Source organism: Citrobacter sp. ABFQG (genome assembly GCF_004322975.1).
GTDB classification, from domain to species: domain Bacteria; phylum Pseudomonadota; class Gammaproteobacteria; order Enterobacterales; family Enterobacteriaceae; genus Citrobacter; species Citrobacter freundii.
In genome coordinates this window covers 423,795-449,665 of record NZ_CP036435.1, presented here as the reverse complement: position 1 = coordinate 449,665, position 25,871 = coordinate 423,795, and the positions used below count along the sequence as shown (strand labels likewise).

At 50.5% G+C, this 25,871-nt stretch carries 21 protein-coding genes and 1 pseudogene; 15 read left to right on the top strand and 7 right to left on the bottom strand.

Annotation, left to right across the window (positions count from 1 at the left end; all coding sequences use genetic code 11):
• Positions 1–212: 212 nt before the first annotated feature.
• Positions 213–2,039, top strand: coding sequence for an AAA family ATPase (locus WN16_RS02310; RefSeq protein ID WP_001239419.1), 1,827 nt, complete (start codon positions 213–215; stop codon positions 2,037–2,039).
• A 168-nt stretch (positions 2,040–2,207) separates the two neighbouring features.
• On the opposite strand, the gene WN16_RS02305 is transcribed toward WN16_RS02310, so the two are convergent.
• The 4 genes from WN16_RS02305 to silR all read right to left on the bottom strand — a co-directional run bounded on the left by WN16_RS02305 (position 2,208) and on the right by silR (position 5,536).
• Positions 2,208–2,558, bottom strand: a complete 351-nt coding sequence (locus WN16_RS02305; protein ID WP_000647570.1) for a DUF305 domain-containing protein — start codon at positions 2,556–2,558, stop codon at positions 2,208–2,210.
• A gap of 147 nt (positions 2,559–2,705) precedes the next feature.
• On the bottom strand, positions 2,706–3,137 hold the full coding sequence (gene silE / locus WN16_RS02300) for a silver-binding protein SilE (RefSeq protein WP_000790485.1): 432 nt from the start codon (positions 3,135–3,137) through the stop codon (positions 2,706–2,708).
• A 244-nt stretch (positions 3,138–3,381) separates the two neighbouring features.
• A complete protein-coding gene (gene silS / locus WN16_RS02295; protein WP_000555736.1) occupies positions 3,382–4,863 on the bottom strand; it encodes a copper/silver sensor histidine kinase SilS in 1,482 nt (493 codons plus the stop codon).
• Positions 4,856–5,536 carry a copper/silver response regulator transcription factor SilR gene (gene silR, locus WN16_RS02290; protein WP_044702707.1) on the bottom strand — a complete coding sequence of 227 codons (681 nt, stop codon included), beginning with the start codon at positions 5,534–5,536 and terminating at the stop codon, positions 4,856–4,858. Before silR ends, silS begins: the two co-directional genes overlap by 8 nt.
• A 189-nt stretch (positions 5,537–5,725) precedes the next feature.
• On the opposite strand from silR, the gene silC reads away from it, so the two are divergent.
• The 7 genes and pseudogenes from silC to WN16_RS02255 all read left to right on the top strand — a co-directional run bounded on the left by silC (position 5,726) and on the right by WN16_RS02255 (position 15,399).
• Entirely contained in the window at positions 5,726–7,111 is a 1,386-nt protein-coding gene (gene silC / locus WN16_RS02285; RefSeq protein ID WP_000475506.1) for a Cu(+)/Ag(+) efflux RND transporter outer membrane channel SilC, read from the top strand.
• Positions 7,112–7,138: 27 nt separating this feature from the next.
• Complete coding sequence (gene cusF, locus WN16_RS02280; protein WP_001246155.1) at positions 7,139–7,492, top strand: cation efflux system protein CusF; 354 nt, start codon at positions 7,139–7,141, stop codon at positions 7,490–7,492.
• A gap of 113 nt (positions 7,493–7,605) precedes the next feature.
• Positions 7,606–8,898, top strand: a complete 1,293-nt coding sequence (gene silB, locus WN16_RS02275; protein WP_000157620.1) for a Cu(+)/Ag(+) efflux RND transporter periplasmic adaptor subunit SilB — start codon at positions 7,606–7,608, stop codon at positions 8,896–8,898.
• 10 nt (positions 8,899–8,908) lie between these two features.
• Positions 8,909–12,055 carry a Cu(+)/Ag(+) efflux RND transporter permease subunit SilA gene (silA, locus tag WN16_RS02270; protein WP_000574029.1) on the top strand — a complete coding sequence of 1,049 codons (3,147 nt, stop codon included), beginning with the start codon at positions 8,909–8,911 and terminating at the stop codon, positions 12,053–12,055.
• A gap of 86 nt (positions 12,056–12,141) precedes the next feature.
• A complete protein-coding gene (locus WN16_RS02265; protein WP_000758228.1) occupies positions 12,142–12,582 on the top strand; it encodes a DUF411 domain-containing protein in 441 nt (146 codons plus the stop codon).
• A gap of 126 nt (positions 12,583–12,708) precedes the next feature.
• Positions 12,709–15,161 (top strand): annotated as a pseudogene (gene silP, locus WN16_RS02260) (Ag(+)-translocating P-type ATPase SilP).
• Between the two features lie 40 nt (positions 15,162–15,201).
• Positions 15,202–15,399 (top strand): DUF2933 domain-containing protein, encoded by a 198-nt coding sequence (locus tag WN16_RS02255; RefSeq protein ID WP_000843494.1) that lies wholly within the window; start codon positions 15,202–15,204, stop codon positions 15,397–15,399.
• A gap of 33 nt (positions 15,400–15,432) precedes the next feature.
• Here WN16_RS02255 and WN16_RS02250 read toward each other — a convergent pair whose 3' ends face one another.
• Both WN16_RS02250 and WN16_RS02245 read right to left on the bottom strand, forming a co-directional pair.
• A complete protein-coding gene (locus WN16_RS02250; RefSeq protein WP_000287501.1) occupies positions 15,433–16,170 on the bottom strand; it encodes a peptidoglycan DD-metalloendopeptidase family protein in 738 nt (245 codons plus the stop codon).
• A gap of 288 nt (positions 16,171–16,458) precedes the next feature.
• Entirely contained in the window at positions 16,459–16,908 is a 450-nt protein-coding gene (locus tag WN16_RS02245; protein ID WP_001023257.1) for a copper resistance protein, read from the bottom strand.
• 234 nt (positions 16,909–17,142) lie between these two features.
• Between WN16_RS02245 and pcoA the strand changes: the two genes are divergently transcribed.
• The 7 genes from pcoA to pcoE all read left to right on the top strand — a co-directional run bounded on the left by pcoA (position 17,143) and on the right by pcoE (position 23,994).
• On the top strand, positions 17,143–18,960 hold the full coding sequence (pcoA, locus tag WN16_RS02240) for a multicopper oxidase PcoA (protein ID WP_000925240.1): 1,818 nt from the start codon (positions 17,143–17,145) through the stop codon (positions 18,958–18,960).
• A gap of 5 nt (positions 18,961–18,965) precedes the next feature.
• Positions 18,966–19,856: a copper resistance outer membrane transporter PcoB gene (gene pcoB, locus WN16_RS02235; RefSeq protein ID WP_001378118.1), complete on the top strand. Its 891-nt coding sequence runs from the start codon at positions 18,966–18,968 to the stop codon at positions 19,854–19,856.
• A 39-nt stretch (positions 19,857–19,895) separates the two neighbouring features.
• Entirely contained in the window at positions 19,896–20,276 is a 381-nt protein-coding gene (pcoC, locus tag WN16_RS02230; RefSeq protein WP_000025662.1) for a copper resistance system metallochaperone PcoC, read from the top strand.
• A gap of 55 nt (positions 20,277–20,331) precedes the next feature.
• Positions 20,332–21,210 (top strand): copper resistance inner membrane protein PcoD, encoded by an 879-nt coding sequence (pcoD, locus tag WN16_RS02225; protein ID WP_229692861.1) that lies wholly within the window; start codon positions 20,332–20,334, stop codon positions 21,208–21,210.
• Between the two features lie 54 nt (positions 21,211–21,264).
• Complete coding sequence (gene pcoR / locus WN16_RS02220; RefSeq protein ID WP_001188930.1) at positions 21,265–21,945, top strand: copper response regulator transcription factor PcoR; 681 nt, start codon at positions 21,265–21,267, stop codon at positions 21,943–21,945.
• On the top strand, positions 21,942–23,342 hold the full coding sequence (gene pcoS, locus WN16_RS02215; RefSeq protein WP_001211180.1) for a copper resistance membrane spanning protein PcoS: 1,401 nt from the start codon (positions 21,942–21,944) through the stop codon (positions 23,340–23,342). The genes pcoR and pcoS overlap by 4 nt, the downstream gene beginning before the upstream one ends.
• A 217-nt stretch (positions 23,343–23,559) precedes the next feature.
• A complete protein-coding gene (gene pcoE / locus WN16_RS02210) occupies positions 23,560–23,994 on the top strand; it encodes a copper resistance system metallochaperone PcoE (protein WP_000723069.1) in 435 nt (144 codons plus the stop codon).
• A 325-nt stretch (positions 23,995–24,319) separates the two neighbouring features.
• On the opposite strand, the gene WN16_RS02200 is transcribed toward pcoE, so the two are convergent.
• Positions 24,320–25,858 carry an IS66 family transposase gene (locus WN16_RS02200; RefSeq protein WP_042922208.1) on the bottom strand — a complete coding sequence of 513 codons (1,539 nt, stop codon included), beginning with the start codon at positions 25,856–25,858 and terminating at the stop codon, positions 24,320–24,322.
• Positions 25,859–25,871: the final 13 nt, after the last annotated feature.

The following is a 25,871-nucleotide window of genomic DNA, read 5'->3' as shown; positions in this document are numbered from 1 at the left end:
TTCTGGAGTTTTAACTTTGCCATGTAACCAACCACAAGTTAGTTTCCGGTGTTTTGAGGGGCAGTAAAGTTCTGAAAGCGCGACCAGATCATAATCCCGAAATGTCGTTAAGATATTCTGAATAACGGTTATCCCTGCTTGTTGGCAGGCATTTGAAAATATATTTTGTATTCAGGTTGCAGCAAAACGCTTTCTTACACACAGGACTTCATATGCGGCTCAGAAAATTAAAACTGAAAAACTTCAGAGGCTACAGAAACTCTACTGAAATCATTATTGATGAAAGCATGACGGGTATTGTCGGTCGTAATGACTTTGGGAAATCAACGCTTCTGGAAGCGCTGGCTATTTTTTTTGAAACAGAAGGAATGAAGGCTGACAAGAATGACATGAACTGTTTCAGCCTAAGAGAAGGGGACGGCCGTTTTGAAATAGCCTGTGAATTTGATGACCTGCCCGATTTTATCATGATCGACGACAGGGTGCAGACCACGCTCGCCTCAGAACATCTGCTGAATGAGGACGGCAATTTTGAAATCGTCAAAACGTTTAAAGCAACGACCTCAGGAAAACCGGAGCAGACCTGCATCCGCTGCATCCACCCGGATGAGGAGCCCCTGAGAAATTTACTGGGCATGAAAATTTCTGAGCTCAAGGCGGTGGGAAAAGAAGTTGAAAAAAATGTGGCGGATAAACGCACTGCATCGTTATGGCGTCAGGCCATCAGGGAAGCCGCAGCCCCCTATACCTGTTCGGAAATTATGCTGGATGTCGATAAAGAGTTCGGAACCGACACAAAATCATTATGGGGTAAGATCCTCGATTTGCTGCCCACGTATGCGATTTTCAAAGCCGACAGGGAAAGCAGCGACGGGGATTCCGAAGCTAAAAACCCCTTACAGCAGGCCGTAAAAGACGCTCAGGCTGCGCTGCAGGACAAAATTACAGCGCTGGAAAATGAGATTCAGGACAGCGTCCTGGATGTCGCACAGAGAACGCTGGATAAATTACGTGAAATGGCCCCCGAACTCGCCAGTGAACTGACTCCACGATTTAAGGAGAAACCCAAGTGGACCTTCAATTTCACCCTGGACGGGGAAAATGGCATCCCCATCAATAAGCGCGGCAGCGGGATAAGGAGGCTTATCCTGTTGAATTTTTTTCGGGCTGAGGCTGAAAAGAATGTCGCGGGGACGCCCAGAAATGTGATTTATGCCATAGAGGAGCCTGAAACGTCACAGCATCCGAACTATCAGATGATGCTGATGAAAGCGTTACTGGCACTGGCAGGCCAGCCGCACCGTCAGATTATCGTCACCACCCATGTCCCGGCGCTGGCCGGATTAATCCCTGTCGAAGGCGTACGTTATGTTACCCGAAATGAGGCGGGTGAACCCGTAGTAAAAATGCCGGATGACGCAGTGCTGAAGGAAGCCACTGAAAGCCTGGGGGTGCTGCCAGAGACCGGTATGGAAAGGGCGCAGGGGATTGTTCTGGTAGAGGGAAAGTCGGATGTTACTTTCCTGAGGCATGCGGCCAGTTCATTAAAACAGTCAGGTGCGCTGCCAGCCTCTCTGGAGGACGTGAAAATAGTGCCAGTCCTCATAGGAGGGTGTGGTAGCGTCAAACACTGGGTTACATTGAATCTGGCCAAAGATCTGGGGCTTCCCTGGTGCGTATTTCTGGACTCCGATATTGGGGGAGACCCTGCACAGGTTCTGTCCATCCAGAAGCGTAAAAAAGAAGTAGAGGAGGCCGGTAAGGTATTTTTCGCTACGCGCAAACGTGAGATAGAAAACTATCTGTGCCCGGATCTTATCGAGGAAATTACTGGTGTAGCCGTCACGTTTACGGACACCTGTGACGCTAAAAAAATAATCGGCCGGGCTGTGGGAATGAAACCCGATAATGTACTAGATAAATTCTGGCCTCAGATGACATCAGAAAGAATCATCTCAAGATCAACCTATCATGACGGAACGCAGGAGAGAAGCGAGCTGGTTGAGATCCTGAGCGACATTGTATCCATGACGAGATAATGTATTAAATAAGCATCTCAGGTGCATATATTCCGGTCCTCAACAAAGGACCGGAGTACAGAGTAGTAAAAACCCGAAATTAATCGGGTTTGAATTATATAAAGATTAACCGACTCCCGCGCCCAGGAACGATGTAAAATCACGCTTGTCGTGACATTTCTACAATGTTTACTTTTGACTATCAAGCCATTTATTCATCTGCTCAATTTCACCTTTTTGAGCTTTAATGATGTCCTGCGCGAGCTTTCTCATTTTCGGATCTTTTCCGTATTTGAGCTCGGTCTCAGCCATTGCTATTGCCCCTTCATGGTGCGCTACCATGCCTTTCGCAAAAGCCTTGTCGGGATCGGACTCATTTACGGCAGCCATCATTTTGTCATGCATGTCTTTCATGCCAGCCATATATTCCTGTGACGAAGCCGAGGTAGATATATCAGTCATTTTCATTTCTGAATGTTCTGCTGAAATCGCTGGCAGGGATAACATTAATACTGCAAATAAAGTGTTTCTGGCTTTCATAAAAAATATCCTTTTAGCGTTGATGCCCGTTAACTGTAGCAGAATCTGATAAAAATGCCCCCTGTAGGGGGCAAAGATGTTGCCATATATCCGGTTACGGAAAAATCTATCAAGGAAATAAGGACAGCACAGATACTTCCCTCGCCGTCAGCCTGCACTGAGCATGCGACGATGCGCTTCGGCCATGGCCTGATGTGGGCCAGACTGACCGTTATTCATAAATTCATGGGCAACTGCAGCTCTTTCATGCTCATTCATTGCCGCTAATGACTTCGACGGCCCGGTAGGGGAAACGGTCTGACTTCCCATCATCCTCTGATGACTTTCCACCATTTTCTGGTGCGCATCCGCCGACCCGTTCGTCATGGTTTCATGAGCAATAATGGCCTGTTCATGCTGGTCCATACCGGCCATACGAGGTGCAGTCCCCTGGATCCCGACAGGAGCCGCAGCAGACTGCATCTGGTGAGCAGGTGCCTGTGCATTGTTGACCCGCTCATGGATATTCACGGTTTCAGTGGCCCAGGCCGAAGAAATTAAGCCAAAGCCCAGCAAGGATGCTAATACGATATTTTTCATGATAACTCTCCATTTCTTAATTAGTGATGTCCGGGGGAGTACAACCGGTGTTTTCAGTTCCATAACTGAAACAGGTTCGGAAGTGTTTATTTCTCCGGGAGGGGACTGGATATTCATTTCCTGGCGTCCACTGACGCCGGATATTGATAAAGCAATCCAGCCTTCCTGATAAGTTGCACTAATTATATCGAATGGCTTCTGTTTGCTGCATGACAGGCTAATGACATCTTTGTCATTTAAATCTTTATTCCCAGCACTGGGTGTCCGGAATCATTTTCTCCAGTCTGGGCACGGATAAGATAAAACGCGTTGAGTGTACGTCCGATTCCACCTGCACTCTTCCGTGATGTGCTTCCACGATTGACTTCACAATCGCAAGGCCGATGCCGCTGCCTTCTCCTTTTCGTTGTCTGGACGGATCCACCCGATAAAAACGGTCAAACAACCTTGATAAATGCTCTTCAGGGATTGGTTTCCCCGGATTTTCAATCACAAGGTCAAAAAAGCTCTCCTGCTCTCTTATTGAGACGGTGATTGCCTGTCCCTCCGGGGTATAACGCAGGGCATTGGATAACAGATTATTGATCGCCCTTCTGAACATTTGTGGATCTCCCTCAACCAGGCAGGGCATCCCGTTAAATTTGAGCGTGATATTGCGTTCTTCGGCCCAGGCTTCGAAAAACTCGAAGACTTTCATGACTTCCGCTCTGAGGTCAAACATGACCCTGTCAGGTATCAGCTGATTATTATCTGCCTGTGCCAGGAACAGCATATCGCTGACCATTTTGGTCATCCGGTTATACTCTTCAAGACTGGAATAGAGGACATCCTCAAGTTCCCTCTGTGTTCGATCCTGACTCAGTGCGATTTCAGTCTGCGTCACCAGATTGGTGATGGGCGTTCTGATCTCATGCGCGATATCGGCAGAGAAATTGGCCTGGCGGGTAAAGACATCCTCAATCTTTCCAATCATATGATTGAACGAGATAACCAGTTGCTCCAGCTCAATGGGAACGCGTGTCGGTTCCAGTCGCGCATCAAGATTCTCGGAGGTGATGTTTTTAATGGCATTGCTGACATTACGAAGGGGCAGGTGCCCCTGACGGACAGCGATTCGAATGATCAGAACAATCAACAGGCTTATCACGACGGCAATCGCAATCAGGTTCTTTTTCAGCGCATCGAGGTAATGGAGATGGAAATTAATGGATAGGCCAGTCAGCATGACATAGTTCTGCTGTTTGCCCTGAAATATCGCCTGACCAGAGGAGGCGATAATCCTGTATGTTTCCATCTTCATTTCGGACCCGGTATCCATCGGTCCCGCAGGATCCTCCACCGTCCAGAGAAAGACATCCCGTGCGCGGCTGTGCTCGCTAAAATCTGCTGAATTCACTGCCGGGCGTAGTGCCGCCCCCTGAGCTGAGCTAAAGAGCACTTCCCCCCTGGGATTGAGGAGCAAAAGGGCAACGTTGCGGTAGCTGGCAATTGATTCCTTTATTTTGCTTATTTTTTTATCATCCGGATCCACCGGGGACTGCAGTATACGGTTCAGTGTGGTGCTGATTTGTTGAAGATCGCTGACATCCTGCTCGGCAAAATGATTTTCAACAGAATGCAGCATAAACCAGGTGAATGCGATAAAAGCCAGTATCGTGGACAGGCTGATAAAAAAGGTCAGCCGCAGAGCGAGTGAGAAAGGGCGTCTGGAAGGTTTGCTATGCATCCGGGACCTCCAGCATGTAGCCCACGCCCCGGACTGTCTGGATCAGCTTTGTCTCGTAATCGTTGTCTATTTTAGCGCGGAGTCGCTTTACTGCGACATCGATCGCATTAGTGTCGCTGTCAAAATTCATGTCCCAGACCTGAGAGGCAATCAGGGAGCGGGGAAGAACCTCTCCCTGATGGCGAATGAAGAATTCCAGCAGGCTGAACTCTTTACTGGTGAGCACAATGCGGTTTCCGGCGCGACTGACTTTTCTGGATACGAGATCAATCGAGAGGTCAGCCACCTTAAACTGGCTTTCCGTGATCATCGTGTTTCCCCGCCTCAGAAGGGTTCTCACCCGGGCGAGCAGTTCGGCAAACGCAAAGGGTTTAACCAGATAATCGTCCGCACCCAGTTCCAGTCCTTTGACCCTATGTTCGATCGTGCCGAGGGCTGTCAGCAGTAAGACCGGCATACCCTTTCCGGCAGTGCGCAGCATGCGGATGATATCCCAGCCGTTCACATCAGGTAGCATGATATCCAGAATGACTAAATCATACTCGGCTGTCATGGCGAGATGATATCCGGTAAGACCATTATCAACGTGATCCACTACGAACCCTGCCTCTGTAAGCCCTTTGCTGAGATATTCACCTGTTTTAATTTCGTCTTCGACGATCAATATTTTCATCTTGCTCCCCGGCTGGCTGCTAATGTCATTCTATTGCGCCCACGATCGTTATCAACGGATTACAGCAAAAATGACAACATTGTCATTATCCTGTCACCCGGCAAACAGAGAGCGTTAGGTAAAGTACCCCTATCAATACTCTGGACTTCATTTGAACCATTTACCAGGTCTGCCTGGACGAGAAGCGTTATGTTCAAATTAAAATTACTCAGCATTAGCACGATATTCATCCTGGCAGGCTGCGTGTCGCTTGCGCCTGAATATCAGCGGCCCGCAGCACCGGTACCCCAGCAGTTTTCACTGTCCCATAACAGCCTGACGCCAGCGGTAAATGGCTATCAGGATACGGGCTGGCGTAACTTTTTTGTCGATCCCCAGGTTACCCGGTTGATCGGTGAAGCTCTGACTAATAACCGTGATTTGAGAATGGCTGCCCTGAAGGTTGAAGAGGCCCGAGCCCAGTTCAACGTCACGGATGCAGATCGTTATCCCCAGCTGAATGCCTCATCCGGGATAACATACAGCGGTGGTCTGAAAGGTGACAAGCCGACCACACAGGAGTACGACGCGAGACTGGAGCTCAGCTATGAGCTCGATTTTTTCGGCAAACTTAAGAACATGAGTGATGCTGATCGCCAGAACTACTTTGCCAGCGAAGAAGCCCGTCGGGCCGTACACATCCTGCTGGTATCCAACGTTTCACAAAGCTATTTCAGCCAGCAACTGGCGTACGAACAACTTCGTATTGCGCGGGAAACGCTGAAAAATTATCAACAGTCCTATGCTTTCGTTGAGCAGCAGCTCGTGACCGGGAGTACGAACGTTCTGGCACTTGAACAGGCGCGAGGACAAATCGAAAGTACCCGCGCCGAAATAGCCAAACGAGAAGGCGATCTGGCTCAGGCAAACAATGCCCTGCAACTGGTGCTGGGAACGTACCGCGCACTTCCGTCAGAAAAAGGGATGAAAGGCGGGGAGATAGCCCCAGTAAAATTGCCACCAAATCTGTCTTCACAAATTTTGCTGCAGCGACCGGATATTATGGAAGCGGAATATCAGCTGAAAGCGGCTGATGCCAATATTGGCGCAGCGCGAGCGGCCTTTTTCCCCTCAATTACCCTGACCAGTGGTCTTTCCGCAAGCAGTACGGAGCTGTCCAGCCTGTTTACGTCAGGAAGTGGAATGTGGAATTTTATCCCTAAAATTGAAATTCCTATATTTAATGCTGGCAGGAATAAAGCCAATCTGAAGCTGGCTGAAATTCGCCAGCAACAGTCGGTGGTTAATTACGAACAAAAAATTCAGTCAGCCTTTAAGGATGTTTCCGACACGCTTGCGCTGCGCGACAGCCTTAGCCAGCAACTTGAGTCACAGCAGCGTTATCTTGATTCACTTCAGATAACTCTCCAGCGTGCCAGAGGATTGTATGCAAGTGGTGCTGTCAGTTACATCGAAGTGCTGGATGCAGAACGTTCCCTCTTCGCTACCCAGCAAACCATTCTCGATCTTACCTATTCCCGGCAGGTTAACGAAATTAATCTGTTTACCGCGCTGGGTGGCGGTTGGGTAGAGTAAATTTATTTAATTAATCAGGAAATTAAAATGCGTAATTCACTTAAAGCCGTTTTATTTGGTGCCTTCTCTGTCATGTTTTCTGCCGGTCTTCATGCTGAAACACATCAGCATGGCGATATGAATACTGCCAGTGATGCTTCGGTACAGCAAGTTATCAAGGGCACCGGTGTCGTTAAAGACATTGATATGAATACTAAGAAAATCACCATTTCGCATGAAGCAATTCCAGCGGTGGGCTGGCCTGCAATGACCATGCGCTTTACTTTTGTTAATGCAGACGATGCTATTAATGCCCTGAAAACAGGCAACCATGTCGATTTCTCGTTTATTCAGCAGGGCAATATCTCCTTACTCAAAAGCATTAACGTGACGCAGTCCTGATTGGCTGTCCGGAGCGATTACATCCTGTGCGCCTGTACATTCACATAGGTATATGTGTGAGTTAACCGTCAGGCGCATATGCCAGGTGTTTTGATTTTTTAGCGGAAAATTGTATGGCTTCTTTAAAGATAAAATATGCTGCAATAATTATCAGCAGCCTCATAGCAGGGGGGCTGATATCGGTTACTGCCTGGCAGTATGTAAACTCAGCACAAAAGACAGAAAAAACAGAACAAAAGGCACCGGAACGAAAGGTGCTTTTCTGGTATGACCCAATGAAACCGGATACCAAATTTGATAAACCCGGAAAATCGCCCTTTATGGATATGGACCTGGTGCCAAAATATGCTGATGACAGTGGCGATAAAAGCAGTGGCGGGATCCGTATCGACCCAACCCAGGTTCAGAATCTGGGATTAAAAACGCAAAAAGTCACGCGAGGAATGCTGAATTATTCTCAGACAATCCCGGCTAATGTCAGCTATAACGAGTATCAGTTTGTTATTGTGCAGGCGCGTTCTGACGGGTTTGTCGAAAAAGTCTACCCCATGACGATTGGCGATCATGTGAAGAAGGGGACGCCACTTATCGATATTACCATTCCGGACTGGGTGGAAGCACAGAGTGAATTCCTTCTGTTATCCAGCACCGGTGGTACTTCCACGCAAATTAAAGGCGTTCTGGAACGGCTTCGCCTGGCAGGTATGCCGGAAGAGGATATTCAGAGACTGCGTTCTACCCGGAGCATTCAGACCCGTTTTACCATTAAAGCACCTATTGATGGTGTCATTACTGCATTTGACCTGCGCACCGGCATGAATATTTCGAAAGATAAGGTGGTGGCTCAGATTCAGGGAATGGACCCGGTCTGGATCAGCGCTGCAGTGCCAGAATCTATCGCCTATCTGCTGAAAGATACGTCGCAGTTTGAAATTTCGGTACCGGCTTATCCGGATAAAACATTCCATGTCGAAAAATGGAATATTCTTCCCAGCGTGGATCAGACAACCCGTACGCTTCAGGTCCGTCTCCAGGTTTCTAATAAGGATGAGTTTCTCAAGCCGGGCATGAATGCCTATCTGAAACTGAATACCAGAAGCCAGGAGATGCTGCTGATACCAAGCCAGGCCGTTATCGATACCGGCAAAGAACAGCGCGTGATTACTGTTGATGATGAAGGCAAGTTTGTGCCGAAACAGATCCACGTTCTGCATGAGTCACAGCAACAGTCCGGCATCGGCTCCGGCCTGAATGAAGGCGATACCGTGGTGGTCAGTGGCCTGTTCCTCATTGACTCTGAAGCCAATATTACGGGCGCACTGGAACGTATGCGCCACCCTGAAAAAACAGAAAGCAGTATGCCAGCAATGTCTGACCAGCCTGTAAATATGCATTCAGGGCACTGAGGAGACGACGATGATTGAATGGATTATCCGGCGCTCTGTCGCCAACCGTTTCCTGGTCATGATGGGGGCCCTGTTTCTCAGCATCTGGGGCACATGGACGATTATTAACACGCCTGTCGATGCCTTGCCTGACCTGTCAGATGTGCAGGTCATTATCAAAACCAGCTATCCCGGCCAGGCCCCGCAGATTGTAGAAAACCAGGTCACCTATCCACTTACCACCACCATGCTGTCCGTGCCTGGCGCAAAAACCGTGCGTGGTTTTTCACAGTTCGGTGATTCGTATGTGTATGTCATTTTTGAAGACGGCACCGATCTGTACTGGGCCCGTTCCCGCGTGCTGGAGTACCTGAACCAGGTACAGGGAAAACTGCCCGCCGGTGTGAGTTCTGAAATCGGTCCGGACGCCACGGGGGTGGGCTGGATATTTGAATATGCCCTTGTCGATCGCAGCGGAAAACACGACCTTTCAGAACTGCGTTCTCTGCAGGACTGGTTCCTGAAATTTGAGCTGAAAACCATCCCGAACGTGGCTGAGGTCGCTTCGGTTGGCGGCGTGGTGAAACAGTACCAGATTCAGGTCAATCCGGTAAAATTGTCTCAGTATGGTATCAGCCTGCCCGAAGTGAAACAGGCCCTTGAATCGTCTAACCAGGAGGCCGGTGGCTCATCCGTTGAAATGGCCGAAGCTGAGTATATGGTCCGTGCCAGCGGTTATCTTCAGAGCATTGATGATTTTAATAACATCGTCCTGAAAACAGGCGAGAACGGCGTGCCGGTTTATCTGCGGGATGTTGCCCGCGTGCAGACCGGGCCTGAAATGCGGCGTGGTATTGCCGAGCTGAACGGCCAGGGCGAAGTCGCTGGCGGCGTGGTGATCCTGCGGTCGGGTAAAAATGCACGCGACGTTATCACGGCAGTGAGGGATAAACTTGAGACGCTGAAGGCCAGCCTGCCGGAAGGCGTTGAAATCGTGACCACCTACGATCGCAGCCAGCTCATCGACCGGGCGATTGATAACCTCAGTTCCAAACTTCTGGAAGAGTTTATCGTGGTGGCCATCGTCTGTGCCCTGTTCCTGTGGCACGTACGTTCTGCCCTGGTGGCGATTATCTCTCTGCCGCTTGGTCTGTGTATCGCCTTTATCGTCATGCACTTCCAGGGACTGAACGCCAATATCATGTCGCTGGGAGGGATAGCGATTGCCGTCGGTGCGATGGTGGATGCCGCCATTGTGATGATTGAGAATGCGCATAAGCGGCTTGAGGAGTGGGATCATCAGCATCCGGGTGAGCAGATTGACAACGCCACCCGCTGGAAGGTGATTACCGATGCCTCCGTTGAAGTGGGACCCGCACTGTTTATCAGCCTGCTGATCATCACCCTGTCCTTTATTCCTATCTTTACCCTGGAAGGTCAGGAAGGACGTCTGTTTGGCCCGCTGGCATTCACGAAAACGTACTCCATGGCGGGCGCGGCCGCGCTGGCCATCATCGTCATTCCGATTCTGATGGGATTCTGGATCCGGGGGAAAATTCCTGCAGAGACCAGTAACCCCCTGAACCGGGTACTGATCAAAGCGTATCATCCATTGCTGTTGCGGGTTCTCCACTGGCCAAAAACAACCCTGCTGGTTGCGGCCTTGTCCATTTTCACCGTTATCTGGCCGCTGAGCCAGGTGGGCGGTGAGTTTCTGCCGAAGATTAACGAGGGCGACCTGTTGTATATGCCGTCGACCCTGCCGGGTGTCTCTCCGGCTGAAGCTGCAGCGCTCCTGCAGACGACGGACAAGTTAATCAAAAGCGTTCCTGAAGTGGCCTCTGTATTTGGCAAGACCGGTAAAGCAGAGACCGCCACGGATTCCGCACCGCTCGAAATGGTTGAAACCACGATCCAGCTCAAACCTGAGGATCAGTGGCGTCCAGGCATGACGATTGACAAGATTATTGAAGAACTCGACAGGACCGTCCGTTTACCGGGGCTGGCAAACCTCTGGGTGCCGCCAATCCGTAACCGTATTGATATGCTCTCAACCGGGATCAAAAGCCCGATAGGTATCAAGGTGTCCGGAACGGTTCTGTCCGATATCGATGCAACGGCGCAGAGTATCGAAGCGGTCGCCAAAACCGTACCCGGCGTAGTGTCTGCTCTCGCAGAGCGACTGGAAGGCGGGCGCTACATTGATGTGGATATCAACCGGGAAAAAGCCTCCCGCTACGGAATGACGGTGGGCGATGTGCAGCTGTTCATCTCATCAGCCATCGGCGGCGCGACGGTAGGGGAAACGGTTGAAGGCGTGGCCCGGTACCCGATTAATATCCGCTATCCGCAGGATTACCGGAACAGCCCGCAGGCCCTGAAACAGATGCCGATCCTGACCCCGATGAAGCAGCAGATCACGCTGGGCGATGTTGCGGATATTAAGGTCGTTTCCGGGCCGACTATGCTGAAAACGGAAAATGCCCGTCCAGCCAGCTGGATTTACATTGACGCGCGCGGCAGGGATATGGTGTCGGTGGTTAATGACATTAAAACGGCGATCAGTCAGAAAGTGAAACTGAGACCGGGTACCAGCGTGTCATTCTCCGGACAGTTTGAACTGCTTGAGCATGCCAACAAGAAACTGAAGCTGATGGTGCCGATGACGGTGATGATCATCTTCATCCTGTTGTATCTGGCATTCCGCCGGGTTGATGAAGCCCTGCTGATCCTGATGAGCCTGCCGTTCGCCCTGGTTGGCGGGATATGGTTCCTGTACTGGCAGGGCTTCCATATGTCTGTCGCAACCGGAACGGGGTTTATCGCTCTGGCCGGGGTGGCAGCAGAGTTTGGCGTGGTCATGCTGATGTATCTGCGTCATGCCATTGAAGCGCACCCGGAATTGTCCCGTAAAGAGACGTTCACACCGGAAGGCCTTGATGAAGCCCTCTATCATGGTGCCGTACTGCGTGTCCGGCCGAAAGCCATGACCGTGGCGGTGATCATTGCGGGTCTGCTGCCAATACTCTGGGGAACCGGTGCAGGTTCAGAAGTCATGAGCCGTATCGCGGCACCCATGATTGGTGGGATGATCACGGCTCCGCTGCTGTCCCTGTTCATTATTCCTGCCGCCTACAAATTAATCTGGCTGCGCAGACATAAAAAAAGCGTGTCCTGAACCTGAAAGGGCACCCCCTGTGGGTGTCCTTCTTTACTGATTCACCCTGACGTCAGGGTTTAAATCGATAATATACAGAGGTGAGTATGAAAAAAGTGGTTCTGATGGCGCTGGCTCTCGGCCTTTCACTGCCCGCGATGGCGAGTGAAAAAGTGATTGATATGTACAAATCTGAAAACTGTGGCTGTTGTTCCCTGTGGGGCAAAGCGATGGAAAAAGACGGGTTTGAAGTACGAACTCACGTCATGAATGATCAGGCGCTGTCAGCCCTGAAAGAAAAGCATGCTATTCCTGCAGGACTGCGAAGTTGTCATACCGCGGTTGCCGGTAATTTGATCATTGAAGGCCATGTGCCTGCGACAACGATACATAAGGCAATGCAGTCTGGTTCAGGTATATACGGTCTCGCCACCCCCGGTATGCCAGCAGGAAGTCCTGGAATGGAGATGGGAGCCCGAAAAGAGGCTTACGATGTTATCGCATTCTCACCGGATGGAAGTAAAAAAGTCTTCCAGCGAATCGAATAGTCAGCGGAACGGCTGATAACGGGACGCCGGTAGCAGGCACTCCTGTGCCGGCGATATTCGTGGTAATCGCATCCATGACATACCCTGAAGACAGAAGATGCTTCGGTATGCATAAGGAGAGTTACTGTGAAAAATGACAATGCAGTGCAACACAACAACCAGACTGCTTCTGAGCAGACATTATCCCCGGACGAGGGCCACGTATTGCATAAGGTGAGAGATCCCGTGTGCGGGATGGCCATCCTGCCCGACAGGGCGCACAGCAGCATTCGATACCAGGACCATCAACTTTATTTCTGCTCCGCCAGCTGTGAGAGTAAATTTAAAGCCCATCCCGATCGTTATCTTACCGAAGATGCCAGTGAACATTCCCATCACCATCACCATCACCACGATCATCACGAAGTCAGCCCTGATCAGATAAAACAGCCTCACCACCAGGCGGAAAAAGAGAATTCTGAAGGTGTGTGGACATGTCCGATGCACCCGGAGATACGCCGCAGTGGTCCCGGAAGCTGTCCTGTCTGTGGAATGGCACTGGAGCCGCTCGTAGCTACGGCATCCACGGGGCCGAGTGATGAACTTCACGACATGACAAGACGCTTCTGGCTGGGGTTGTTGCTGGCGTTTCCGGTTCTGGTACTCGAAATGGGATCTCATCTGTTTCCCGAGTTGAGGAATACAGTACCGCCACAGTACAACACATGGCTGCAGCTGCTTCTGGCCTCCCCTGTCGTGTTGTGGTGTGGCTGGCCATTCTTCGCCCGGGCCGGAATGTCGTTACGTAACCGCTCCCTGAATATGTTTACCCTTGTTGCAATGGGGACCGGCGTAGCCTGGGTTTACAGCGTCATTGCAACCGTCTTCCCCTCCTGGTTTCCTGCATCGTTCAGAAACATGGATGGCCTGGTGGCCGTTTATTTTGAAGCCGCAGCAGTTATTACGGTGCTTGTTCTGCTGGGACAGGTTCTTGAGCTGCGGGCACGGGAACAAACCTCAGGCGCCATTACTGCGCTTCTGAACCTTGCCCCCAAAACCGCCAGACGGCTGGATCATGACGGTCATGAAACGGATATTAATGCGGAAGATGTCCTGCCTGGCGATAAGCTCCGCATCAGACCTGGAGAGAGTATTCCGGTCGACGGTATCGTGATCGAAGGCAAAACAACCGTTGATGAATCGATGGTGACCGGGGAATCTATGCCGGTTACCAAAACGGAGGGTGACCCTGTCATCGGGGGGACCATTAATCAGACAGGGAGTCTCATCATCCGTGCAGAGAAAGTCGGTGATGAAACAATGCTCTCACGAATTGTTCAGATGGTCGCTGATGCACAGCGTTCGCGTGCCCCCATCCAGAGAATGGCTGACAGCGTTTCAGGCTGGTTTGTTCCTCTGGTGATACTTATCGCGGTTGTTGCTTTCGTGATCTGGTCTGTCTGGGGGCCCGAGCCCAGGATGGCGCACGGTCTCATTGCGGCTGTGTCGGTCCTGATTATTGCCTGTCCCTGCGCGCTGGGGCTGGCCACGCCGATGTCGATAATGGTGGGGGTGGGCAAAGGAGCCCAGGCCGGGGTGTTAATCAGGAATGCCGAAGCCCTTGAGCGTCTTGAAAAAGTGGACACGCTGGTTGTCGACAAAACAGGCACGCTCACGGAAGGTTCGCCTACGGTGACAGGGATTATCAGTCTCAATCCGGGTGGGGAAACATCTCTTTTGCGTGTAACAGCCGCAGTGGAAAAAGGCTCGCAGCATCCGCTGGGTATGGCAGTAGTTAAAGCAGCACAGGAAAAGGGGATCGCAATACCCGCAGTCACTCATTTCGATGCACCGTCGGGTAAAGGTGTCTCAGGCGATGTCGAAGGTCAACGGGTTGTTATTGGTAATGAACTGGCTATGCAGGAAAACAGTATAGTTATTGATAATCAAAAGGCCGTTGCGGATACGTTGCGGATGGAAGGCGCTACCGTTATCTATGTGGCCACAGACGGGGACCTTGCAGGCCTGATAGCTATCTCGGATCCCGTGAAAACAACCACGCCGGATGCGCTTAAGCTTTGCGTCAGGCGGGGATCCGCATCGTTATGCTCACCGGGGATAACCAGCTTACTGCTGAAGCAGTCGCACGGAAACTGGGAATAGATGAGGTTGAAGCCGGAATTCTGCCGGATGGCAAAAAAGCAGTGATAACCCGACTGAAAGAGTCTGGCCATGTGGTTGCGATGGCCGGAGACGGTGTGAATGATGCCCCGGCGCTGGCAGCGGCTGACGTGGGTATAGCCATGGGAACGGGTACAGATGTGGCAATTGAAAGTGCCGGAGTCACCCTTCTAAAAGGCGACTTGATGATACTGAACAGGGCCCGTCATCTGTCAGAGATCACCATGAAAAATATCCGTCAGAATCTGTTTTTTGCATTTATCTACAACGCACTTGGCGTGCCTGTGGCTGCAGGTCTGCTTTATCCTGTGTATGGAATACTGCTGTCGCCAGTTATTGCGGCGGCGGCCATGGCTCTTTCCTCCGTCAGCGTCATTGTGAATGCGTTGCGTCTGAAAAGTGTCAGGCTCGGGAAATAACACTGAGTGAAGGGTCAGTTACGAACAGAAGGAGTCCAGTATGAAAAGTACCACCTATGCGCTTATTGCTGTCGCCGCGATCGCGGCATTTGCCCTCCTGCGCGAACACTGGTCACATGTGGCAGGTTACTGGCCATATCTGTTATTGCTGGTCTGCCCGCTAATGCATCTTTTCCACGGCCACGGAGGGCATGGAGATCATCAACATCACGGAAGTGAAAACGATAAAAAAAATTAATCCGGCAGACGGGGCCGCGTCGCGGTCCCGTTATCAGTCCAGGTATCGTTCGTAGTCTCTGGCATGCGCAAAGGCATGCTGTTCGAGTTTGTTATCAGCGGGTGCCGCTGCCCGGAACGCCAGAGAGTTAACAGGGTTGTTATTGATGACCAGCTCGTAATGCAGATGAGGACCGGATGAACGTCCGCTGTTACCGGATAACGCAATAGCACCTCCCCGTGTAACCCTGGCCCCTTTAGTAACGAGTATTTTATTGAGGTGGAGATAGCGAGTTTTAACACCGGCTTTTCCCGTTACTTCAACAAAATATCCCATGGTACTGTTGTATTCGGCCCGGGTGATTTTTCCGTCGATGACGCTGACTATTTTCGTGTTCATGGGCATGGAATAATCAATGCCATTATGGGGACTCACTTTTCCCGATACCGGGTTAAGTCTTGCAGGATTGAAAGGCGAACTGAGTCTTGCTGTGGCCGGTAACGGATAATCGAGACTGCCTTTCCCGGAAGTATCGGAAAGGTTATAGAACTTTTTATCTGATATACGATACGCCGTGTAATTAAATGAACCGGACGTAAATTTATAGGCCACGACACGTGATTTTCCCGCTTTCTTTTGCAGTACGAGTTTTAATGATTCATTTTTTTTCAAATGCCGCAGATTAAACCGGGAAGGCAAGGAGCGCTGAAGAGTAGCGATCTCGTTCGATTCCAGCCCCGAGCGGGTGGCTGAAAGGTAGGCATTTTCTTTTACGACATCGGTAGAATACATTTACTGGAATTCGCCGTTAGCATGAACACTGCGGCGTATGCTAGGGGTTTTCAGGAGGCGTGTCATCTGTCAGTTAATCGGGAGCACCGTTGATGGTCGTCATTTTTGTAACATATCTTGTTTCCCGTTTGCTCCTGAAGCTCTGGGAACTGTATGACCAGCCCGACGGTGATGATTAACGGGACTGAAACAGGTTACGGCAGAGCAATATGGGGCTCATGTCCTGCTACGTAACCCGTCAGTAAAGCCCTGCTGCGCACCTGACGCTAAGCACTAACCCGCCTGCAGTTACCTGGTCGAATACAGCCCGCGAAGCTTTCTTGCCTGCGTCTGATGTGCTTCCGCACCGGCATTATTGACCTGCTCATGCACGAGAGCGGCTTTTTCTCCGGCATTCAGTTCGTTAAAAGAAGAAGACGAGGTCTTTGAATTTGCATCACTGCCGGACAGCATTTTTTTATGTTCCTCAATCATTTTCTGATGCGCATAGGACGCGCTGTTGTTCATAAATGAATGAGCAACAATGGCCCTTTCATGTTCATTCATTTCAGAGAATGAGGGCGTGTTGTTTTTATTAACCCTGTCCGGTAAGTTTTCATGCGTCGAGGAATTCACATGACTGACGGCTGAGGCATTATTAACAAATCGATGTGCTTCATGGGCAATATCACTGGACTGAGCAAAAGCTGCCCCACAAAATAAAGCTGTAAACGCAGTGGTCGTGATTAATATATTCATGTGTAATTACCTTCTGAGGTACATAAAAGATATCCTTATGATCATATATAAAAATAATCAACCTGTGGGGAAGATGACGTAAATGTAATACAGCTATGTACATTACACGATTGTAATGAATTTGTTTCTTAAGGTGTGCTAGATTCATTTCATTGTAAGTGGATGAACCAGTAATTTAATTTAAATCGGTTCTCGAATTCTGTCAGTAACCATACTTTAAATAAGGGAATGCGCATGCTGTTGAAAACGTCTCGACGAACTTTCCTGAAGGGGTTAACCCTCTCTGGCGTAGCCGGAAGTCTTGGCGTATGGAGTTTCAATGCGCGTTCCAGTCTGAGCCTGCCAGTTGCCGCATCCCTGCAGGGTACTCAGTTTGACCTGACCATTGGTGAAACGGCCGTCAATATCACGGGCAGTGAGCGTCAGGCCAAAACAATCAATGGAGGCCTGCCGGGGCCCGTTCTTCGCTGGAAAGAAGGTGACACCATTACCCTGAAGGTCAAAAACCGTCTTAATGAACAGACGTCCATTCACTGGCACGGCATTATTCTTCCGGCCAATATGGATGGTGTTCCGGGGCTGAGTTTTATGGGCATAGAGCCTGATGATACCTACGTTTACACCTTTAAGGTTAAGCAGAACGGGACTTACTGGTACCACAGCCATTCCGGTCTGCAGGAACAGGAGGGGGTATACGGTGCCATTATCATCGATGCCGGGGAGCCAGAACCGTTTACTTACGATCGTGAGCATGTGGTCATGTTGTCTGACTGGACCGATGAAAATCCTCACAGCCTGCTGAAAAAATTAAAAAAACAGTCGGATTACTACAATTTCAATAAACCAACCGTTGGCTCTTTTTTCCGCGACGTGAATACCAGGGGGCTGTCAGCCACCATTGCCGATCGGAAAATGTGGGCTGAAATGAAAATGAATCCGACTGACCTCGCGGATGTCAGTGGCTACACCTACACCTATCTCATGAACGGGCAGGCCCCGCTGAAAAACTGGACCGGACTGTTCCGTCCCGGTGAAAAGATACGCTTACGGTTTATCAACGGCTCGGCAATGACCTATTTCGATATCCGTATCCCCGGGCTGAAAATGACGGTCGTGGCTGCAGATGGCCAGTATGTAAACCCGGTTACCGTTGACGAATTCAGGATTGCCGTTGCCGAAACCTATGATGTCATTGTGGAGCCTCAGGGTGAGGCCTATACCATCTTCGCACAATCCATGGACAGGACCGGTTACGCTCGAGGGACACTGGCCACGAGAGAGGGGTTAAGTGCTGCCGTTCCCCCCCTCGATCCCCGTCCTCTGTTGACCATGGAAGATATGGGTATGGGGGGAATGGGACATGATATGGCAGGAATGGACCACAGCCAGATGGGAGGCATGGATAACAGCGGAGAGATGATGTCTATGGACGGTGCTGACCTTCCGGATAGCGGGACATCCTCCGCGCCCATGGATCACAGCAGCATGGCCGGTATGGATCATTCCCGGATGGCCGGAATGCCGGGTATGCAAAGTCATCCTGCGTCAGAAACGGATAACCCACTGGTTGATATGCAGGCGATGAGCGTCTCTCCGAAATTAAATGATCCGGGTATTGGTCTTCGAAATAACGGAAGAAAGGTTCTCACGTACGCGGATTTGAAAAGCCGCTTTGAGGATCCTGACGGACGTGAACCTGGCCGTACCATAGAACTGCATTTAACCGGCCACATGGAAAAGTTTGCCTGGTCATTTAACGGAATCAAGTTTTCAGATGCCGCACCGGTGCTGCTGAAATACGGTGAGCGGCTCAGGATCACGCTGATCAACGATACCATGATGACTCACCCCATTCACCTGCATGGTATGTGGAGCGATCTGGAAGATGAAAACGGTAATTTCATGGTTCGTAAACACACAATAGATGTTCCCCCTGGTACAAAACGCAGTTACAGAGTGACAGCAGATGCGCTTGGCCGCTGGGCGTATCACTGCCATTTGCTCTATCACATGGAAATGGGAATGTTTCGTGAAGTCCGGGTGGAGGAATGATGCGAATGAAGAGAAATTTGAAGGCCATACCTGTTCTGGTCGCCGGTTTGTTTACCTCACAGCTTTCTATTGCGGCGGGCTCCGTCTCTGCAGATCCCCACGCCGGGCACGACATGTCTGCCATGCAGATGCCAGCAGATGAGAATTTCACTGAGATGACGTCAATGGAGCCCATTGTAACTGAGAGCAGAACGCCAATTCCGCCTGTTACCGATGCCGACCGGAAGGCTGCATTCGGCAATTTACAGGGGCATGCGATTCACGACAGTGCGATTAATTATCTGGTTCTGCTGGATCAACTGGAATGGCAACGGTCGGATAACACCAACAATTTCAGCTGGAGTGTTAACAGCTGGATTGGAGGCGACACAGATCGGATTTGGCTAAAGAGTGAAGGTGAACGAAGCAATGGGGAAACGGAGGCGGCTGAAGCGCAGTTACTCTGGGGACATGCGGTTGGCCCATGGTGGGATTTGGTTGCGGGTGTCAGGCAGGATTTCAGACCTGCTTCTGCCCGGACCTGGGCTGCTGTCGGTTTTCAGGGGCTGGCACTCTATAATTTTGAGTCTGAAATTACGGGTTTTGTCAGTAATGGCGGAAAAGCAGCCCTTCGTCTGGGAGGAGAATACGACGTTTTACTGACTAACCGGCTCATACTCCAGCCATCCTATGAGGTGAATTTCTACAGTCAGGATGATGAATCGCGGGGTCGCGGCAGGGGACTGACTGACACAGAGCTGGGGCTCCGGCTGCGCTATGAAATACGCCGTGAGTTTGCACCCTATATAGGCGTTTCCTGGAATCAACTTTACGGGAAAACATCCGATATGGCGAAAAGAGAAGGTGAGAAAGACCATCAGGTAGTATTCCTGGCGGGAGCCAGAATCTGGTTTTAACGCACTGATATAAAACACTCAACTAAACAGGTAAATAAAATGTCGATTTTAAATAAAGCCATTCTTACAGGTGGCCTCGTTATGGGCGTTGCTTTCTCTGCTATGGCCCATCCGGAATTAAAAAGCTCTGTGCCACAGGCTGATTCAGCCGTAGCGGCCCCGGAAAAGATTCAGCTTAATTTCTCGGAAAATCTGACCGTGAAATTCTCAGGTGCAAAATTAACGATGACGGGTATGAAAGGCATGTCATCACATTCTCCGATGCCGGTCGCGGCAAAAGTGGCGCCAGGCGCTGACCCTAAATCGATGGTCATTATTCCGCGAGAGCCTTTACCCGCTGGCACTTATCGTGTTGACTGGCGCGCGGTTTCTTCAGATACGCACCCTATTACCGGTAATTACACCTTTACAGTGAAGTAATATTATGAACGACCTGATTATGATTGTTATTCGTTTTCTTCTTTATCTGGATTTGATGGTAATATTTGGATTGCCATTTTTTCAGATATATGGAATAAGCGGTGTCAGACATGAAACCTATAACCTGACTAATTTCAGGTCGTTTATAACTTTTGCTGTTGTTACAGGCATCATTCTTACTGGCATTAATATGCTCCTGGTATCTAATGCCATGAGTGGAGTAACTGACCTCAGAGAATTATCCATCCATGTTATCGAGATGGTGATAGAAGAAACTGATGTGGGTATTAGCTGGATTGTCAGGCTCTGTGCCCTGTTTACCACACTCGGTGCTTTGTTCCTTTACACTAATAAGAGAGTATTGTCCTGCCTGCTGATGACGATGAGTGGGGGCGTGGCGCTGGCTACACTTGCCTGGGGAGGACACGCCGTTATGCATGACGGTCTGCATTACTATCTCCATTTACTGAGCGATCTGACCCATCTCGGCGCTGCAGGTGCCTGGACAGGTGCTCTGGTTGCATTTGCTATCCTGCTGATGCGCAGAAACGAGCATAATGCACAGAGCGTCATTGTGATATCTGACTCCCTGGCAAAATTTGCCACGGCAGGAACGGTGATTGTTGTAGCCCTGATCCTGAGTGCGCTGGTCAACTATCTGTATATTGCTGAGGGTAACTTAACTCCCTTATTCAACAGTTCCTGGGGGAGGATATTGCTTGCCAAGACGGCTCTGTTTGTTCTGATGCTTCTTCTGGCTGCAGCAAACCGGTTTCACCTGGGTCCCCGGCTTGAAGTTATGGTCAGGGAAGGGAATTATGATCGCAGCGTTGCCCTGATGCGAAACAGCATCCTGACAGAATTCGTTGTTGCGATTATCATTCTGGGCGCCGTAGCGTGGCTCGGAATGCTTGCTCCGTCTCAGGTCAGCTAGGGGACAGCCAAAGCTCATGCGTGAGATTTTTACTTTCATATCAGCGAGTTGACCATGCAGCGTATTTTAATCGTTGAAGACGAACAAAAAACAGGTCGTTACCTGCAGCAGGGACTGGTTGAGGAAGGCTATCAGGCCGATCTCTTTAATAATGGCCGCGATGGTCTCGGGGCCGCGTCGAAGGGACAGTATGATTTGATAATACTGGACGTGATGCTGCCTTTCCTCGACGGGTGGCAAATCATCAGCGCACTGAGGGAGTCCGGGCACGAAGAACCGGTCCTGTTTTTAACCGCAAAGGACAACGTGCGGGACAAAGTGAAAGGACTGGAGCTTGGCGCAGATGACTACCTGATTAAGCCCTTTGATTTTACGGAGCTGGTTGCACGTGTAAGAACCCTACTGCGCCGGGCACGCTCGCAGGCCGCAACAGTCTGCACCATCGCCGATATGACCGTTGATATGGTGCGCCGGACCGTGATCCGTTCGGGGAAGAAGATCCATCTCACCGGTAAAGAATACGTTCTGCTTGAGTTGCTGCTGCAACGCACCGGAGAAGTGTTACCCAGGAGTCTTATCTCGTCCCTGGTCTGGAACATGAATTTTGACAGTGATACGAATGTGATTGATGTCGCCGTGAGACGTCTGAGAAGTAAAATTGATGATGACTTTGAGCCAAAACTGATCCATACCGTTCGCGGTGCCGGATATGTCCTGGAGATCAGAGAAGAGTGAGGTTCAAAATTTCCCTGACCACACGCCTGAGCCTGATTTTTTCTGCGGTGATGCTTACGGTATGGTGGTTATCAAGTTTTATCCTGATTAGCACCCTTAATGGCTATTTCGATAATCAGGACCGCGATTTTCTGACAGGTAAACTTCAGCTCACCGAAGAGTTTCTTAAAACAGAGACGTTCAGGAACAAAACGGATATTAAGTCATTATCAGAAAAAATAAACGATGCGATGGTGGGGCACAATGGCTTATTCATTTCTATAAAAAACATGGAAAATGAAAAAATTGTTGAACTCTATGCCAAAAATTCTGTTGTTCCAGCGGTCCTGCTTAATAAGTCGGGTGATATTCTCGACTATATGATCCAGACGGAAGAAAATAACACCGTGTACCGCAGTATCTCGCGGCGGGTTGCCGTGACGCCGGAACAGGGTAAAAGCAAACATGTCATCATTACGGTTGCCACGGATACTGGGTATCACACCCTGTTTATGGACAAACTCAGTACCTGGCTGTTCTGGTTCAATATCGGTCTGGTCTTTATTTCTGTTTTTCTGGGCTGGCTGACCACACGTATTGGTCTGAAACCGCTACGGGAAATGACCAGTCTGGCTTCCTCCATGACCGTACACAGCCTGGATCAGCGTCTAAATCCCGATCTGGCTCCGCCGGAAATCTCTGAGACCATGCAGGAGTTCAATAATATGTTTGATCGCCTGGAGGGGGCATTCCGGAAACTGTCAGATTTCTCGTCTGACATCGCGCATGAGCTGCGCACACCAGTCAGTAATCTGATGATGCAGACGCAGTTTGCACTGGCTAAGGAAAGGGATGTTTCGCATTACCGCGAAATTTTATTCGCTAACCTGGAAGAACTGAAAAGGTTGTCACGAATGACCAGTGACATGCTTTTTCTGGCACGTTCAGAGCATGGTCTGCTGCGGCTGGATAAACATGATGTGGATCTGGCAGCCGAACTGAATGAATTACGTGAGTTGTTCGAGCCCCTGGCAGACGAAACAGGAAAGACAATCACGGTTGAAGGAGAGGGCGTTGTTGCCGGAGACAGCGATATGCTCCGACGTGCTTTCAGTAACCTGCTTTCCAATGCAATCAAGTATTCTCCCGATAACACCTGTACAGCGATACACCTTGAGCGTGACAGTGACTGTGTGAACGTGATGATTACGAATACGATGTCCGGCCAGGTTCCCGCTAATCTGGAACGTTTGTTTGACCGGTTCTATCGCGCAGACTCATCAAGGTTCTACAACACGGAAGGCGCGGGGCTGGGATTATCAATTACAAGGTCGATCATTCATGCTCACGGCGGCGAGCTGTCAGCAGAACAGCAGGGGCGTGAAATTGTGTTCAAAGTGCGCCTGTTAATGGATTAATCCCGTTGTTCAGGAGAAACCTGGAAGGTGACAAAATTGTCATCATTCAGTCACGCGATAAACAGAGGCGGTTTTTTATAATTATTCATAAATCAGGAGCAGCGTGATAACACAATCACCTGGTTCCTGGAGTGATGATTAACCCGCCCTGAGATCAACTGCTTTCTCTGTTATAAGCCATTGATTGTTTGGGTATGTAAACACCGGAGACCCAACCATGAAAAAGATTCTCGTATCATTTGTTGCCATTATGGCTGCCGCTTCATCTGCCATGGCTGCAGAGACAATGAACATGCATGACCAGGTAAATAATGCACAGGCACCTGCCCACCAGATGCAGTCATCTGCTGAAAAAAGTGCAATTCAGGGAGACAGCATGACAATGATGGATATGAGCAGTCACGATCAGGCCGCAATGTCCCATGACATGATGCAAAACAGCAATTCTGCTGCCCACCAGGACATGGCTGAAATGCATAAAAAAATGATGAAAGCTAAACCCGGAGCTACCAACGAAACAGCAAAGTCATTTTCTGAAATGAGCGAGCATGAGAAGGCCGCAGCTGTACATGAGAAGGCGAATAATGGTCAGTCTTCCGTTGTTCACCAGCAGCAGGCTGATAAGCATCGCAGTCAGATCACCCAGAATTAACCCGCAGCTCCACTTGTTAGACCCTCATTTGACGCCGAAGTCACTGGCTTACGCTCCCGTCCGGGAGCGTTTTTTTTCCCATATATCAAACTTTAACTCTGAAGAGGTGGAAGTATCTGACCAACACTGTCACGTAACGCCAGATAACTACAAAAACACCTTTTTCCTCCTGTAAATTGCAGTTCCTGCAAGAACATCAAGGCATAATGTTGGAACAGCGTGTGATACACACTTAGCATCATGTTTTGTATGTGTTTTTTTAAAACTTTACAACTTTAAAGTCTTTTTGTAAGCGTGCAGCGAGAACCGTATTGACGGGGAGGTGTTATTCAGTTGGCAATGCTACGCGGCAGGGGAGCAGTTCGCTGACCCGGTTTATCGGCCAGTCAGCAATGACGTCAAGGACATAGCGGAGGTAGCTTTCTGGCTCCACACCGTTCAGTTTGCACGTCCCGATCAGGCTGTACAGCAACGCGCCGCGCTCACCTCCGTGATCCGAACCGAAGAACAGCCAGTTTTTTCGACCCAGGCTGACCGTCCGCAGAGCATTTTCAGCGATGTTGTTATCTGCTTCCGCCCAGCCATCGTCTGCATAGTACGTCAGGGCCGGCCACTGGTTCAGGGCGTATGCGAACGCTTTCGCCAGTTCTGAGTGTCGCGACAGGGTTTTCATCTTTTCACGCAGCCAGCTTTCCAGTGATTTCAGCAGTGGCTTCGTTTTCTGCTGACGTTCGGCAAGGCGCTGTTCTGCCGGTATTCCCCTTATTTCCGCCTCGATGATATACAACTCGCCGATACGCTTCAGGGCTTCATCCGTCAGCGCCGATGGCGTTCGGACATGCACATCGTGGATTTTTCGGCGGGCGTGAGCCCAGCAGGCGGCTTCCATTATCCGGCCATTGCGGTAAAGCTCGTTGAACCCGGCGTATGCATCCGCCTGCAGCACACCGCTGAAGCCGGCAAGATGGGTCTGCGGGTGGATGCCTTTTCTGTCCGGGCTATAGGCGAACCACACGGCCGGTGCCAGCGCTGACCCGGCGTTGCGGTCGTCGCGAACGTATGTCCACAACCGCCCGGTCTTCGTCTTCTTATTACCCGGCAACAGCACCTGCACCGGGGTATCATCGGCATGGAGTTTGCCATCGGTCAGGACATAGTCCTGAAGCGCCTCTTCCAGCGGTGACAGCAGCCGGCAGCATGCATCCACCCAGCCCGACAGCAGTGAACGGCTCAGGTCCACACCCTGGCGACCGTATATTTCTGACTGACGATACAGCGGGGTATGCTCTGCATACTTTGAACTCAGCACGCGCGCCAGCAGCCCCGGCCCGGCGATACCCCGCTCGATGGGGCGTGAAGGCGCGGGGGCCTGCACGATGGCGTCGCATTTTGTGCAGGCGTGTTTTTCCCGCACGGTCCGGATAACCCTGAAGGCGCTGCGCATCAGCTCCAGCTGTTCGGCGGCATCTTCGCCCAGGTAACTCAACGCACCGCCGCAGTCCGGGCAGCATGCCTCTGCCGGCAGCAGCCGTTTTTCGTCACGGGAGAGTGATGCGGGGAACGGTTTGCGGGTGCGGGTCTGACGCAACGGACGCTGCACTGTCGGGTCATCCACCCGACCGGTCAGAGCATCGCTTTCTTTCTGCAGCCGGTTCAGGTCGGCTTCCATCTGTGCGATGCGGCGGGAGACCTTTTCGGAACGACTGCCGAAGTTCATCCGGCGAAGTTTATCCAGCTGCGCCTGCAGCTTGTCTATTTCGCGCTCCCGGTTGCTCAGCTTTTCCTGCAGGGCGTGGATCAACGCTTCCTGTTCAGCCAGGCGCTGTTTCAGCAGAAGGATGTCGTCAGAAGAGGTGTCGTTCATAAGCCCGCATTTT

Coding starts and splice junctions, on each gene's coding strand:
- WN16_RS02310 (WP_001239419.1), top strand. CDS start 213: ATGCGGCTCAGAAAATTAAAACTGAAAAACTTCAGAGGCTACAGAAAC.
- WN16_RS02305 (WP_000647570.1), bottom strand. CDS start 2,558: ATGAAAGCCAGAAACACTTTATTTGCAGTATTAATGTTATCCCTGCCA.
- silE (WP_000790485.1), bottom strand. CDS start 3,137: ATGAAAAATATCGTATTAGCATCCTTGCTGGGCTTTGGCTTAATTTCT.
- silS (WP_000555736.1), bottom strand. CDS start 4,863: ATGCATAGCAAACCTTCCAGACGCCCTTTCTCACTCGCTCTGCGGCTG.
- silR (WP_044702707.1), bottom strand. CDS start 5,536: ATGAAAATATTGATCGTCGAAGACGAAATTAAAACAGGTGAATATCTC.
- silC (WP_000475506.1), top strand. CDS start 5,726: ATGTTCAAATTAAAATTACTCAGCATTAGCACGATATTCATCCTGGCA.
- cusF (WP_001246155.1), top strand. CDS start 7,139: ATGCGTAATTCACTTAAAGCCGTTTTATTTGGTGCCTTCTCTGTCATG.
- silB (WP_000157620.1), top strand. CDS start 7,606: ATGGCTTCTTTAAAGATAAAATATGCTGCAATAATTATCAGCAGCCTC.
- silA (WP_000574029.1), top strand. CDS start 8,909: ATGATTGAATGGATTATCCGGCGCTCTGTCGCCAACCGTTTCCTGGTC.
- WN16_RS02265 (WP_000758228.1), top strand. CDS start 12,142: ATGAAAAAAGTGGTTCTGATGGCGCTGGCTCTCGGCCTTTCACTGCCC.
- WN16_RS02255 (WP_000843494.1), top strand. CDS start 15,202: ATGAAAAGTACCACCTATGCGCTTATTGCTGTCGCCGCGATCGCGGCA.
- WN16_RS02250 (WP_000287501.1), bottom strand. CDS start 16,170: ATGTATTCTACCGATGTCGTAAAAGAAAATGCCTACCTTTCAGCCACC.
- WN16_RS02245 (WP_001023257.1), bottom strand. CDS start 16,908: ATGAATATATTAATCACGACCACTGCGTTTACAGCTTTATTTTGTGGG.
- pcoA (WP_000925240.1), top strand. CDS start 17,143: ATGCTGTTGAAAACGTCTCGACGAACTTTCCTGAAGGGGTTAACCCTC.
- pcoB (WP_001378118.1), top strand. CDS start 18,966: ATGAAGAGAAATTTGAAGGCCATACCTGTTCTGGTCGCCGGTTTGTTT.
- pcoC (WP_000025662.1), top strand. CDS start 19,896: ATGTCGATTTTAAATAAAGCCATTCTTACAGGTGGCCTCGTTATGGGC.
- pcoD (WP_229692861.1), top strand. CDS start 20,332: ATGGTAATATTTGGATTGCCATTTTTTCAGATATATGGAATAAGCGGT.
- pcoR (WP_001188930.1), top strand. CDS start 21,265: ATGCAGCGTATTTTAATCGTTGAAGACGAACAAAAAACAGGTCGTTAC.
- pcoE (WP_000723069.1), top strand. CDS start 23,560: ATGAAAAAGATTCTCGTATCATTTGTTGCCATTATGGCTGCCGCTTCA.
- WN16_RS02200 (WP_042922208.1), bottom strand. CDS start 25,858: ATGAACGACACCTCTTCTGACGACATCCTTCTGCTGAAACAGCGCCTG.